Raw genomic sequence first — 12,178 nt, 5'->3', positions numbered from 1 at the left:
TACACACGTAGGAAATCCCGCCGTTGTCACCGAGCACTTGAGCCACCTGGGACGAACCGCACGAGGGGCAACTGAGGCCGGCGAGCGCCTCCGCCGGGGCAAGCAGGTCATCGGGCTCCTCGACGCTGCTGGCGGACAATACGGCTCTCCCTTCCGGTCCGGCCCGTCGTCCCCTCCGGTCGTCCGATTCTGCCACGCCGGAGCCCGGTGAGCAGCCGGAAAAAGCCGCCCTCTAAGGGCTGATACCGGACGCCTTCGAGTGAGGGAACGCCTGATCGTGCCGACAGGAGCTGCCGACACGCCCGGGATCGCGGCACCGGCGGGCGCGAGCCGCGCACACAGGAGGGCGTCGGCCGGCGCGTGGAGCGGCCCGCCACCGCGTGCGGAGCGGCGCCGTGGCGGACCATCGCCGCACAGCAGAAATCCCGCCCCTGGACAGGGACGGGATCCGGATTGTGGAGCTAAGGAGAATTGAACTCCTGACCTCCTGCATGCCATGCAGGCGCTCTACCAACTGAGCTATAGCCCCGCGTGTTCTTCGCGCTCCGCGCTGCGAACAAGAAGAACTTTAGCCTGCGACCTGCCGGAAAGTGAAATCCCGGTCCCGCCGCCGTCCGGAGCGCTCAGTCGTCGTCCGGAGCGCTCAGTCGTCGTCGCCGAGGACCGGTTCGGGGAGGGTTCCCGCGTTGTGCTCCAGCAGCCGCCAGCCGCGCGCGCCCTCGCCGAGGACCGACCAGCAGCAGTTGGAGAGCCCGCCGAGGCCCTCCCAGTGGTGTGCCTCCAGGCCCAGCAGCCGGCCGATCGTGGTGCGGATCGTGCCGCCGTGGCTGACCACCACGAGCGTGCCGTTGTCGGGCAGCTTCTCGGCGTGGTGGAGGACGACGGGCGCGGCCCGGTCGGCGACCTCCGTCTCCAGCTCGCCGCCGCCGCGCCGTACGGCCTCGCCGCGCTTCCAGGCCGCGTACTGCTCGCCGAACCGCTCGACGATCTCCTCGTGCGTCAGCCCCTGCCAGGCGCCCGCGAAGGTCTCCCGGAGGCTCGCGTCGTACGAGACGTCCAGCCGGGTGATCGCGGCCAGCTCGGCGGCGGTGGCGGCCGCCCGCTGAAGGTCCGACGAGATGATCGCGTCCGGCTTCAGGGAGGCCAGCAGCCGCGCCGACCGCCGCGCCTGGGCGACGCCGGTGGCGGCCAGCTCGATGTCCGTGGAGCCCTGGAAGCGGCGCTCGACGTTCCAGGCGGTCTGGCCGTGCCGCCACAGGACCACCCGGCGGCCCCTGCCGCCCTTGCTGCCGTTCAGCGCAGCTCACCGTCCGCGCCACCGGCGGCCCCGGCGACTCCGGCGTGCTCCGCGGCCTTGCCCCGGGTCTTGACGGCGTCCTCGGGCAGCGGCAGCTCGGGGCAGTCCTTCCACAGCCGCTCCAGGGCGTAGAAGACGCGCTCCTCGCTGTGCTGCACATGCACCACGATGTCGACGTAGTCCAGCAGGATCCAGCGGGCGTCGCGGTCGCCCTCGCGGCGCACCGGCTTGGCGCCCAGCTCCTTCTGGAGCCGCTCCTCGATCTCGTCGACGATCGACTTGACCTGGCGGTCGTTGGGCGCGGAGGCGAGCACGAAGGCATCGGTGATCGACAGCACATCGCTGACGTCGTACGCGATGATGTCGTGCGCGAGCCGGTCGGCGGCCGCCTGGGCGGCGGCGTTGACGAGCTGGATGGAACGATCGGTAGCGGTCACAAGCAGGCTTTCGTCGACGGTCATGGAGACATCCAGGATCTCACGCTCCACCGCTCCCCGGCACAGGCATTCTCCGCGGCCCGGCCCCGCCGCCGTTCCGCCCCCGCCGTGCCCCCGTCCCGCCCTCAGGACCGGCCCGGACGAGGGCCGGTCCTGAGGGCGGGATCCTGAGGGCGGATCCCGGGGGCGGGGTCCTGAGGGCGGGATCCTGAGGGCGGGATCCTGAGGGCGGGATCCTGAGGGCGGGATCCTGAGGGCGGGATCCTGGAGGCGGAAGGTGTCTCAGTTGACCTTGTAGTCCCCGCCCAGGACCACGGAGACATCGGCGTTGGCGGCGGGAGTTCCCTTCTTCACCGCGCTCGTCGGGAGCCCCAGCGTCTTGGCGACCTCGACCGCCTGCGGCTTGTTCGCGTCGTCGCCATAGCTGACCTGCGAGGACGTCTGCGCCAGACCGGTACCGGCGTCCACGAAGCCGTATCCGCCGTTGACCAGCGAGATCCGGGCCGACTCCGCCGCGTCCTGGTTGCCGCTCGCGTTCTTCACCCCGACCCGTACGGCCGCGCCCTGCTCCGGAGCGCTGACCGAGCCGCCCAGGACGTCCTTGACGAGCGTGTCGGCCGTCTCCTCGCTGAGCGCGCCGTCCGCTTCGACGGGCAGCACCGCCGTCCGGTAGTCGCCCACCTTCGCGTGCTCGGCGAGGTTGGCGAGCGAGGCGCCCAGATCCTTCTCGGGAAGCGACGGATCGAGGATCTGCCCGAGCGTCTCCACCGTGATCGTCGCGGCCTGCGGATCGTCCGACATCTTCCGCAGCACGCCCTGGAGCACCTGGCCGAACCGCTGGAGCTGCTTCGCCTCCGGCTCACCCGGCGCGCGGTAGGTGGCGTAGGCGACGGCCATCCGCCCACTGAGCGTCTGGTTCTCGCCCTTCCGCACCACCGGCGTCTCGCCCTTCTTCGCGGCGGGTACCTCGGTGTCGGTGGTCAGATCGATGGTGCCGACCAGCTCGACGAGATTGTCCAGATACGGGGTGTCCAGCCGCCAGGTTCCGGTGATCTTGGTGCCGAGCAGGGTCCCGATGGCCTCACGGGTGCCCTCGGAGCCGTCCTCGTCGACGGACTTGCCGAGCGTGGTGGACGTGCCGTCGTCATTGGGGACGGCGAGGGAGTTGGGCAGCAGGACGGTGGTCCCCCGGCCGGTCGTGGCGTTGTTGACCAGCAGCGCCGTGGACGTGCCCTTCTGCTTGGTGTTGTGCAGATGCACCACGATCACATCGCGCTTCTGCGGTCCCGTGGCCGTGCCCTGCTTCTCCTGCGCCGCGGACAGTCCGGGCAGCTTGCCCGCGTACCAGAGATAACCGACGCCTCCGGCGATCGCCAGGGCGAGGACGACGACCAGCGCCACCACCCGGTTACGGCCGCGGCGCCGGGCCTCCTCGCGCCGCTCGGAGCGGCTCTCGGTGAACGCGAGCCAGTCGATGACGTCTTCGGAGTCCTCGTCCGGCTCCTCGATGAAGGAGAACTGCTCGGTGCGGTGGTCGGGGTCCTGGGAATCGGCGCGCCGCTGCCCGGGTACGGCGGGCTGCTCGGGCGCCGGCTCCTCCACCACGCCGGGCACGGACGACTGTTGGCGCGACTCGTGCTCATGCTGCTGCTGTGGTGGTTGCTGCTGTTGTTGTTGCTGCTGGTGCTGCTGGGAAACGTGCTGTTGCTCCGGCGCATGCTGCTGGGCATCGTGCTGCTGGGGCGTCTGCTGCTGCGGGATGCTCCACTGCTGGGTCGCGTCGGCCTGGGTGGTGTCGACCGCGACGGGAGGCTGCCGGCCCGTCTCGTAGCCCTGCTGCTGCCCGGTGTCGTAGCTGTCGTAGCCGTATCCGTCGTAGCCGTATCCCTGCTGCTGGGCATAGGGGTCGTAGTGCCCCTGGGGCGGCGGCTGTTGGGGCTGCTGGGACTGCGGAGGCCCCTGGGCGTACGGGTCGTAGCCGTACCCCTGCTGGTCCTGCGATTGCTGCTGTTGTTGCTGTTGTTGCTGCTGCTGGTGGTGATGCTGCGGCTGCTGGTACACCGGCTGCCCGTACTCGTCGTACCCGACGAGCTGGGGCTGCGTGTAATACGGGTCGTACGGATCGTACGGCTGCTGCTGGTCGTTCACCGGTGCCCCTCTCCGTGGCTCAGTCGCTCATGCGCCGCGGTACAACTGCCGCTTGTCGATGTAGCGCACCACACCGTCGGGCACCAGGTACCAGACCGGATCGCCCTTCGCGACTCTCTCCCGGCAGTCGGTCGACGAGATCGCCAGCGCCGGCACCTCCACCAGCGACACCCCGCCCTTGGGCAGTCCGTCGGCCGACAGATCATGGCCCGGCCGTGTGACACCGATGAAGTGGGCGAGCGAGAACAGCTCTTCGTGATCCCGCCAGCTCAGAATCTGGGAGAGCGCGTCGGCTCCGGTGATGAAGAAGAGGTCCGCGTCGCCGTGGAGGGACCGAAGATCCCGCAGCGTGTCGATCGTATAGGTCGGGCCGCCGCGGTCGATGTCGCTGCGGCTGACCGAGAACTGCGGATTGGACGCCGTGGCGATGACCGTCATCAGATAACGGTCCTCGGCAGGGGAGACCGCCCGCTGGCTCTTCTGCCACGGCTGCCCGGTCGGCACGAACACCACCTCGTCGAGATGGAACAGGGCGGCCACTTCACTGGCCGCCACCAGGTGTCCATGGTGGATCGGGTCGAAGGTCCCGCCCATCACGCCGAGTCGGCGCCTGCCGCGGTCCGCGGCGGGGCCGGATCCATGACCGGTCACCGGGCCGGTTCGACCGCTCACCGGGCCGGTTCCGGCGCCGCTGGACGCTTGCTGCTCTCCCATGCGTCCAGAGCCTACTTGCACCGGGTTACGGGGCGGGATCAGCGGTCGCGGTTGAAGCGGGTGGTGATCCACAGCAGCAGAAGCAGCCCGAACAGCGCGCCGCCACCGATGAGGTAGGGGTTGAGGCTTTCGTGGTTGCCGCCGTGTTCGGCGCCCTCGGCGAGCATGACCAGGTTGGCGGCGGTGCCGGTGAGGCTCATCTTCAGCAGGCCCTATCGATCGTGTCGGAGCGGAGACTTCGCGCACATCGTATGCGGGGGCCTCGGGCACCCTCACGCCGACTCAGTCGTTGTGGTCGTTGTCGCGGTATCCGCGCAACAGGAACCAGGCGAGCAGGACGGCTCCGACCATGGAGGCGGCCAGCACGATCCGGAGCGTGTCGCCCGGTCCCTGCTGATCGGCTGCCGCGGCGAGCAGTGTGGCGGTATCCGGCATGTCGGTTGTGCTCCTCGGTCTCTCCGGCCGGCGCCCAGGGCCCTTCCCCGGGAAACACACGGCCGCGGCCCCCCGCCACACGGTAGCCCCAGGCCCTTAGTCTGGGGCCGTCAGGGGGACGAGGCCCGGACTCGTAGGAAGCGGGGACATCCATGACCGAAGCCGAAGACCACCACGGGGACGCACTCCACAAGAACGTGCCGAGCAGACAGCGCAAGCGCTTCCCGGGCATCTCGTCACGGGCGTACGAACACCCCGCGGACCGCTCGGCTCTGGTCGCTCTGCGCAAGCTCAGCGGGTTCGACACCGTCTTCAGGGCGATGAGCGCCTTGCTGCCGGAGCGGAGCCTGCGGCTCCTCTTCCTCTCGGACTCCGTACGGGTCGGCGACGCGCAGTTCGCTCATCTGCACGCCATGCTGCGGGACGCCTGTTACATCCTGGACCTGGAGAAGGTCCCCGCGATGTATGTGACGCAGGACCCGAAGCCCAACGCGATGTGCATCGGTCTGGACGAGCCGATCATCGTGGTCACCACCGGGCTGGTGGAGCTGCTCGACGAGGAGGAGATGCGGGCGGTCGTCGGCCATGAGGTGGGCCACGCGCTCTCCGGTCACTCCGTCTACCGGACGATCCTGCTGTTCCTGACCGGTCTGGCGCTCAAGGTCGCCTGGATCCCGCTGGGCAATGTCGCGATCATGGCGATCGTGACGGCGCTGCGCGAGTGGTTCCGCAAGTCGGAGCTGTCGGCGGACCGGGCCGGTCTGCTGGTCGGGCAGGACGCACGGGCGTCGATGCGCGGTCTGATGAAGATCGCGGGCGGCAACCATCTGCACGAGATGAATGTGGACGCGTTCCTGGAGCAGGCCGCGGAGTACGAGGCGGGCGGGGATCTGCGGGACTCCGTGCTCAAGATCCTGAACGTGCTGCCGCGTTCGCATCCCTTCACCACCGTGCGCGCCGCCGAGCTGAAGAAGTGGGCCGAGAGCCGTGACTTCCAGCGGATCATGGACGGCCACTACCCGCGCCGCGAGGAGGACAAGGACACCTCCGTCACGGACTCCTTCCGTGACTCCGCCGCGCATTACGCGGACACGGTCCGGGGCAGCAAGGACCCGCTGATGAAGCTGGTGGGCGATATCGCGGGCGGCGCGGGCGACCTCGGCGGGAAACTGCGCGGTGTCTTCACCGGCGGCAACGGCGGCAATGGCGGAAGCGGCGGAGGCGGTGGCACGGCCGACGGGAGCGGCAAGGGCAACGGCGACACCGGCACCGGCCCCGGCCCCGGCCCCGGCGACAAGAGCTGACCGCCCGCTGCCCCCCGAGGGCAGGTGCGAGCAGGTGCCACCCGAGGGCCGGGCGCGCCCCGGACCGCTGCCACCCGGGGGCGAGGGCCGCGCGCACCCCGCCCCCGGGTGACCGGGTGCACGTCCCCCCGGGTGGCCGGGCGCGGGGCCTCACCCGCCCTCAGGGCGCCGGGCTCGACGGGCTCGGGCTCCGTCGGGCCGGGGGCGGGCTCTGCCGGGTCGGGCTCGGCTGTGCCGTGCGGGCCAGCGTGCCGCACAGCGCCGTATCGGCCGGTCCCGCCGAGTAGGGGTCGGTACCGGCCGGATCGCCAGGCTTCGCCCGCTCACCGGCCAGCAGGGGCCGCAGCGTCGTCGGCGCCCGCGCCGAGCAGGCCTGCGGGCCCGCCAGGACCTGGCTGCTCACCACCTGCGCACGGTGCTTGATCAGATCCTCCACGTCGAACCGGAAGCGCATCTCGCGCCGGACGGTGAACAGCGACGCGTCGCGCACGGGCCGCCCGGCCGACTGCTCGGCGGCCCCGGCCGGCCGCAGCGCGTACACGAAGACATGGTCCGAGGTGATCTCCAGCGTCCCGGCCGAGGTCTGCTCGTAGCGCAGTGTGCCGCGCGCGCGTACGGCGCCCGCCGACGCCACCTTCGCCGGGTCGAACCGTACGAGCCAGCCGGCCGGGGTGTGCCGTCCGTCGTCGGCCGGGGCGGCGAAGCTGCGGTCGAACTGGTCGAGCTGGTCGGGTTCCAGCAGCACCCGCACCGGCCGCACCGTATGGCCCGTCAGTACGTCGGGATCCATCGAGGACGCCACGAGATAGTCCTTGACAGTGGTCAGCGCGGCCATCACCTGGCCCTCCGAGAAGTCCCCGGTCTCCCGCGCCGGGGGCAGCGCCACCCCGTCCGCGCCCTCCTGGAACTGCGCTGCCGGGCTGCGCTCGAAGAGATCGTCGGGTGCGCCGCCCGGCACCGGGTCCCTCGGGGCCAGCGGGACCACCGACATCCGCAATTGCGCCGCCGTACCGCCGATCGGGGGACGGTAGGGGTTGCGCAGGCCCAGATACACCGCCGTGCCGAAGGCCAGGACGATCACCAGGAAGAGCAGCAGCACCCGCCGGGGGCCGTGCCGGAGCCAGGGATGTCTCGGCCGTTTTCTCGGCGGGGGCGGCGGGACCCGCCGCACGGCGTGGGTGTGGTCCTTCATCCGCTCCTTGGCCGAGGCCTCACGGAGCCGGGCAGCGCGGATGAACGATTCGTCGAAGTCGACGGACCCGTATTCGTCGTCACCTCCGCCGGGGAGCCCCTCAGGTCCCCCTTCGGGTGGGTCTCCACGCCCTGCCATACCTTCAGAGTAGGTCGGCGGGGGCGATCGTAAACGCTCGGGCGACCGTCACGTACTGGTGCGGCACCCTTCCGCCATCCGGGTGAAAACCTGGGAATCCAGAGGACTTTCGGCAGGATCTCCGCGCGGCCCGAGCGCGGCCCGGCAGCGGGTCCGCACGGGCCGACGACGGGGTCCGCGCGGGCCGGCGGCGGGTCCGCGCGGGCCGGCGCCCGGGTCAGGGGGAGCGCGGAACCGCGGAGAGCGGGGGCCCCGAGGGGACCGCCGAGGCCCCGGGACCGATCGGCCCCGGCTTGTCGATCCCGGTCCTGACGGGCTGTGGGACCTGGTCGTCACGGCTGCTGGAGGCGCCGCGGTAGACGGCCGTGAAGGCGAGCGCGACCATCCCGATCCCCATCAGCAGCGCGAGCAGCCAGGCCACCGGGCGGTGCCAGCGGGCGCTGCCGCGGTACGGGCGCAGAGCGCCGCCGTGGCGTCCGTACGGGCCCAGGACCGCGTCGGGGTCGTCGGGATCGCACTCGTAATAGTCGGGACCGTAGACGCCGTCGCGGCCGTACAGCTCCTCGTACAGCTCGTCCTCGGGTGGTCCCCCGCCGGCCCTCGCCCGTGCCGCCTCGGCCTCGGCGCGCGCCTGCGCGGCGGCCAGCAGCCGCTCCACGGCGGAGGGTTCGTGCACGGTGGCCGACCGGACGAAGTCCTCGTCGAACACCACGGCGGCGAACTCCTCGTCCGCTCCTCCGCGGTCGTCGTCGGGCTCCCAGCCGTCCGGGAACGGCCTGCCCCCCACGTCGTCCGGCACCTCTTCAGAGTAGACCTGGGCGGTCGTTTTGGGCAGGCGGAGTCCGAACTCTCCCGGCTTCGTTCACAGTGCCCCCCGCCCGTGCCAGCGGGGTCCTTCCGCCCGTCCACCGTCCGTGAACGGGCCCCTACCTAACGGATATGGCCGTCGCCGGTGACGATGTACTTCGTCGAGGTCAGCTCGGGCAGCCCCATGGGGCCCCGCGCGTGCAGCTTCTGCGTGGAGATCCCGATCTCGGCGCCGAAGCCGAACTGTCCCCCGTCCGTGAACCGCGTGGACGCGTTGACGGCGACGGTCGTGGAATCGACCAACTGGGTGAATCGCCGGGCCGCCGCCTGCGAGGTGGTGACGATCGCCTCCGTATGGCCGGACGACCAGAGCCGGATATGGGCGACGGCCGCGTCCAGCGAGTCCACGACGGCGGCGGCGATGTCGTACGAGAGGTACTCGGTCTCCCAGTCCTCCGCGGTGGCCGCCACGACCTTCGCCTTCGCCCCCTCCGCGTACGCCAGCACCCGCTCGTCGGCGTGGACCGTGACCCCGGCGTCGGCGAGGGCGTCCAGCGCGCGGGGCAGGAAGGCCGCCGCGATGTCCTGGTGGACCAGCAGCGTCTCGGCGGAGTTGCAGACACTGGGCCGCTGCGCCTTGGAGTTGATCAGGATCTCGACGGCCATGTCGAGATCGGTCTCGGCGTCCACATAAACATGGCAGTTGCCGGTGCCGGTCTCGATGACGGGCACGCTGGACCCCTCGACGACCGTACGGATCAGGGAGGCACCGCCGCGCGGGATCAGCACGTCGACCAGCCCGCGCGCCCGCATCAGCTCCTGCACGGAGTCCCGGCCCTCGCCCGGCACGAGCTGGACGGCGTCGGCGGGCAGCCCCGCCCCGCCGACGGCGTCGCGCAGCACCCGGACGAGCGCGGTGTTGGAGGAGAGCGCCGAGGACGAGCCCCGCAGCAGCACGGCGTTGCCGGACTTCAGACAGAGGGCGGCGGCGTCCACGGTGACATTGGGGCGCGCCTCGTAGATGATCCCGACCACACCGAGCGGCACCCGCACCTGACGCAGGTCGATGCCGTTCGGCAGCGTGGAACCGCGGACGACCTCACCGACCGGGTCGGGCAGCGCCGCCACGTCCCGTACGTCCGCGGCGATGGCCCGCACCCGTTCCGGCGTCAGGGTGAGCCGGTCGACGACCGCCTCGCTCGTCCCCGCCTCCCGGGCACGGGTGACGTCCTCGGCGTTGGCCGTGACGATCTCGTGCGTACGGACCTCCAGCGCGTCCGCGATCGCCAGCAGTGCGTCGTCCTTGGCCGCGCGCGGCAGCGGCGCGAGGTCACCGGCGGCGGCACGGGACCGGTAGGCGGCCCTGGCGACCGGGGAGAGGTTGTCGTACGGCGAGAGGGAGGTCATGCCCGCAGGGTAGTGCGCCTCCTGCGGGCATTCCGCCCCTATTCCGTACTCCGAGACACTTCCGGGGGGGATGCCGGACCGCCCGGCCCCGGCCGGAAGCCGGAGCTGGGCGGAGTCGTTCTCGGAAGGCGGAAGGGCCGGAGCCGGTCTCAGAAGGGATGGACGCCCACGGGGGCCGCCGGGGGCGGTCCGTACCCCTCCGCGATCCGCTGGTGGTACGTCTCACGGTCGATGACTTCGAGACCCACGATCTCCCACGGCGGCAGCTTCGCGCTCGACCGGTGCTCGCCCCAGAGGCGCAGGGCCACCGCGGCGGCGTCGTGCAGATCCCTGGCCTCTTCCCAGTAGCGGATCTCCGCGTGGTCGTTCGCGTACCGGCTCGTGAGCAGAAATGGATGGTCGTGGGCAAGCTGTTCCAAGCCACGGCGGACCTCCGTCAGCGGAGTTTCGGCACCCGAGACGCTCAGCGTGATGTGCCACAACTTCGACACCGCACGGCCCTCCCGGCGCGCGTCCCTTCTCGATCCCGCCTCCCGCTGTCGCTCCTCGTCGAAGTCTTCCCCCGCTTCGACGCTGGTCAGGGCCCGTTCTTCCGCCATGGCCCGGCGGGCATGGGCGCTGCCCCCGGTCCCTCGGGGCACCGCCCCTGGGCGCGCTCGTCTCACCAGCGGCCTCCTGTTGTTGCGTCGTCGTGCTGTTCCCCCGCGTGTACCCCTGAGACAAAGTTGACCAGTCCCGGGCGGGGCATGGGGTGGTTTTGGTAAAGGTCCCCGTTAAAGGCAGTGGTTTCGGCCGTTTCCGGAACGAGGTCAGGGACGCAGGATGACCAGATCATCCCTGTGTACGACCTCGCGCTCGTAGGCGGGACCCAGCTCACGCGCCAGCTCACGGGTGGAGCGGCCGAGGAGCTGGGGGATCTCCTTGGCGTCGAAGTTGACCAGCCCGCGGGCGACGGCCCGGCCCTCGGTGTCCCGCAGTTCGACCGGGTCCCCGGCGCTGAACTCACCCTCCACGGAGGCGATTCCGGCCGGCAGCAGCGAGGTGCGCCGCTGGACGACGGCCCGTACGGCGCCGTCGTCCAGGGTCAGCGCGCCCTGCGGGGTGGAGGCGTGCGCGAGCCAGAGCAGCCGGCCCGTCGAGCGGCGCCCCGTGCGGTGGAAGTACGTACCGGTGTCGCGTCCCGCGAGCCCGTCGGCGGCGTGGCTCGCCGAGGTCAGCACCACCGGGACACCGGCGGCGGTGGCGATCGCGGCGGCCTCGACCTTGGTGACCATGCCGCCGGTGCCGAGACCGGCCTTGCCCGCGCTGCCGAGGGAGACACCCGCCAGATCGGCGGGGCCGCGCACCTCCGCGATCCGGGAGGTGCCCGGTCTGCTGGGGTCGCCGTCGTACAGCCCGTCGACGTCCGAGAGCAGGACGAGCAGATCGGCCCGGACGAGATGGGCCACGAGAGCGGCCAGCCGGTCGTTGTCGCCGAACCGGATCTCGTCCGTGGCGACCGTGTCGTTCTCGTTGACGACGGGCACGGCGCCCATGCCCAGCAACTGGTCGAGGGTGCGGTAGGCATTGCGGTAGTGGGCCCGGCGGCTGGTGTCGTCCGTGGTGAGGAGCACCTGCCCGACCCGGACGCCGTACCGGGCGAAGGACGCGGTGTACCGGGCGACCAGCAGTCCCTGCCCCACGCTGGCCGCGGCCTGCTGGCGGGCCAGGTCCCGGGGGCGGCGGACCAGTCCGAGCGGGGCGAGTCCGGCGGCGATGGCGCCGCTGGACACCAGGACGATCTCCTTCTCACCGCCGCTCCTGACCTGGGCGAGCACATCGACGAGGGCGTCGACACGGTCGGCGTCGAGCCCGCCGGAGGCGGTGGTGAGCGAGGACGAGCCGACCTTGACGACGATCCTGCGGGCCCGCGCCACCACCTCGGCGCGCCCGGCCGGCTCCGGCACCTCCGCCGGCACCGACGCCTCCGCCGGTTCCGGCCGGCCCGTCCGCTCCGGCCGGTCCACCGGGTCCGGGCGCCGCACCGGCTCGGGCCGTCCCGCCGCGCCGGTCCGCTCCCCCGGGTCCGGCCGTCCCGCCGCGTCCCGTTTCCCCGCCGCGTCCTGCCGTGCCGCTGCCACGTGCTCTGCCTCTGCTCTCACTGCGCTTCTCGCCGCGCATCGTGCCGCGCCCGCCGTCGGGGGCTCACCGTCGGGGAGCCTCCCGACCGGTCAGCGTACGCGGGCCACGCCCGGGGACGGCGCGTCTTTTCAGTGGGTGGGACGGGGGGCGCGCACCCGCTTTCACGACCCAATCCGCG

The 12,178-nt window shown here is 71.6% G+C and carries 12 protein-coding genes and 1 tRNA gene; 1 reads left to right on the top strand and 12 read right to left on the bottom strand.

The features are described from left to right. Positions 1-456 precede the first annotated feature (456 nt). The 7 genes from ACFYYH_RS07460 to ACFYYH_RS07430 form a co-directional block, all read right to left on the bottom strand. Positions 457-529: transfer RNA gene (locus ACFYYH_RS07460), tRNA-Ala, on the bottom strand. A 114-nt stretch (positions 530-643) separates the two neighbouring features. After that, a complete protein-coding gene (locus ACFYYH_RS07455; protein ID WP_388547285.1) occupies positions 644-1,297 on the bottom strand; it encodes a histidine phosphatase family protein in 654 nt (217 codons plus the stop codon). After that, positions 1,294-1,734 carry a ribosome silencing factor gene (gene rsfS / locus ACFYYH_RS07450; protein ID WP_388547283.1) on the bottom strand — a complete coding sequence of 147 codons (441 nt, stop codon included), beginning with the start codon at positions 1,732-1,734 and terminating at the stop codon, positions 1,294-1,296. Before rsfS ends, ACFYYH_RS07455 begins: the two co-directional genes overlap by 4 nt. Before the next feature lie 282 nt (positions 1,735-2,016). Further along, positions 2,017-3,882, bottom strand: coding sequence for an LCP family protein (locus ACFYYH_RS07445; protein ID WP_388547139.1), 1,866 nt, complete (start codon positions 3,880-3,882; stop codon positions 2,017-2,019). Between the two features lie 27 nt (positions 3,883-3,909). Next, entirely contained in the window at positions 3,910-4,596 is a 687-nt protein-coding gene (nadD, locus tag ACFYYH_RS07440; protein ID WP_388547136.1) for a nicotinate-nucleotide adenylyltransferase, read from the bottom strand. Positions 4,597-4,634: 38 nt separating this feature from the next. Next, the gene (locus ACFYYH_RS07435) at positions 4,635-4,796 is read right to left on the bottom strand and encodes a hypothetical protein (RefSeq protein ID WP_169922600.1); all 162 of its coding nucleotides are present in this window, start codon (positions 4,794-4,796) and stop codon (positions 4,635-4,637) included. A gap of 82 nt (positions 4,797-4,878) precedes the next feature. Then, a complete protein-coding gene (locus tag ACFYYH_RS07430; protein ID WP_388547133.1) occupies positions 4,879-5,031 on the bottom strand; it encodes a hypothetical protein in 153 nt (50 codons plus the stop codon). 152 nt (positions 5,032-5,183) lie between these two features. Between ACFYYH_RS07430 and ACFYYH_RS07425 the strand changes: the two genes are divergently transcribed. Next, a complete protein-coding gene (locus ACFYYH_RS07425; RefSeq protein WP_388547130.1) occupies positions 5,184-6,335 on the top strand; it encodes a M48 family metallopeptidase in 1,152 nt (383 codons plus the stop codon). 160 nt (positions 6,336-6,495) lie between these two features. Here the strand turns inward: ACFYYH_RS07425 and ACFYYH_RS07420 are convergent, their stop codons facing one another. The 5 genes from ACFYYH_RS07420 to proB all read right to left on the bottom strand — a co-directional run bounded on the left by ACFYYH_RS07420 (position 6,496) and on the right by proB (position 11,795). Continuing rightward, the gene (locus tag ACFYYH_RS07420) at positions 6,496-7,665 is read right to left on the bottom strand and encodes a hypothetical protein (RefSeq protein WP_388547127.1); all 1,170 of its coding nucleotides are present in this window, start codon (positions 7,663-7,665) and stop codon (positions 6,496-6,498) included. Between the two features lie 217 nt (positions 7,666-7,882). Then, positions 7,883-8,464, bottom strand: coding sequence for a hypothetical protein (locus ACFYYH_RS07415; RefSeq protein WP_388547125.1), 582 nt, complete (start codon positions 8,462-8,464; stop codon positions 7,883-7,885). A 131-nt stretch (positions 8,465-8,595) separates the two neighbouring features. After that, the gene (locus tag ACFYYH_RS07410; RefSeq protein WP_388547122.1) at positions 8,596-9,879 is read right to left on the bottom strand and encodes a glutamate-5-semialdehyde dehydrogenase; all 1,284 of its coding nucleotides are present in this window, start codon (positions 9,877-9,879) and stop codon (positions 8,596-8,598) included. A 149-nt stretch (positions 9,880-10,028) separates the two neighbouring features. Continuing rightward, on the bottom strand, positions 10,029-10,544 hold the full coding sequence (locus ACFYYH_RS07405) for a hypothetical protein (protein WP_388547119.1): 516 nt from the start codon (positions 10,542-10,544) through the stop codon (positions 10,029-10,031). Between the two features lie 144 nt (positions 10,545-10,688). Then, a complete protein-coding gene (gene proB / locus ACFYYH_RS07400; protein WP_388547281.1) occupies positions 10,689-11,795 on the bottom strand; it encodes a glutamate 5-kinase in 1,107 nt (368 codons plus the stop codon). Positions 11,796-12,178: the final 383 nt, after the last annotated feature.

Origin of the sequence: Streptomyces sp. NPDC002018, assembly GCF_042890865.1 — a bacterium.
In the GTDB taxonomy this organism is placed as follows: domain Bacteria; phylum Actinomycetota; class Actinomycetes; order Streptomycetales; family Streptomycetaceae; genus Streptomyces.
Note: the sequence above shows the minus strand (reverse complement) of the source record. Positions and strands in the feature narration are given on the sequence as shown.

Excerpts from the sequence above, each read along its gene's own strand:
- nadD (WP_388547136.1), bottom strand. The coding sequence starts at position 4,596 with ATGGGAGAGCAGCAAGCGTCCAGCGGCGCCGGAACCGGCCCGGTGAGC.
- ACFYYH_RS07420 (WP_388547127.1), bottom strand. The coding sequence starts at position 7,665 with ATGGCAGGGCGTGGAGACCCACCCGAAGGGGGACCTGAGGGGCTCCCC.
- ACFYYH_RS07425 (WP_388547130.1), top strand. The coding sequence starts at position 5,184 with ATGACCGAAGCCGAAGACCACCACGGGGACGCACTCCACAAGAACGTG.
- ACFYYH_RS07430 (WP_388547133.1), bottom strand. The coding sequence starts at position 5,031 with ATGCCGGATACCGCCACACTGCTCGCCGCGGCAGCCGATCAGCAGGGA.
- ACFYYH_RS07435 (WP_169922600.1), bottom strand. The coding sequence starts at position 4,796 with ATGAGCCTCACCGGCACCGCCGCCAACCTGGTCATGCTCGCCGAGGGC.
- ACFYYH_RS07410 (WP_388547122.1), bottom strand. The coding sequence starts at position 9,879 with ATGACCTCCCTCTCGCCGTACGACAACCTCTCCCCGGTCGCCAGGGCC.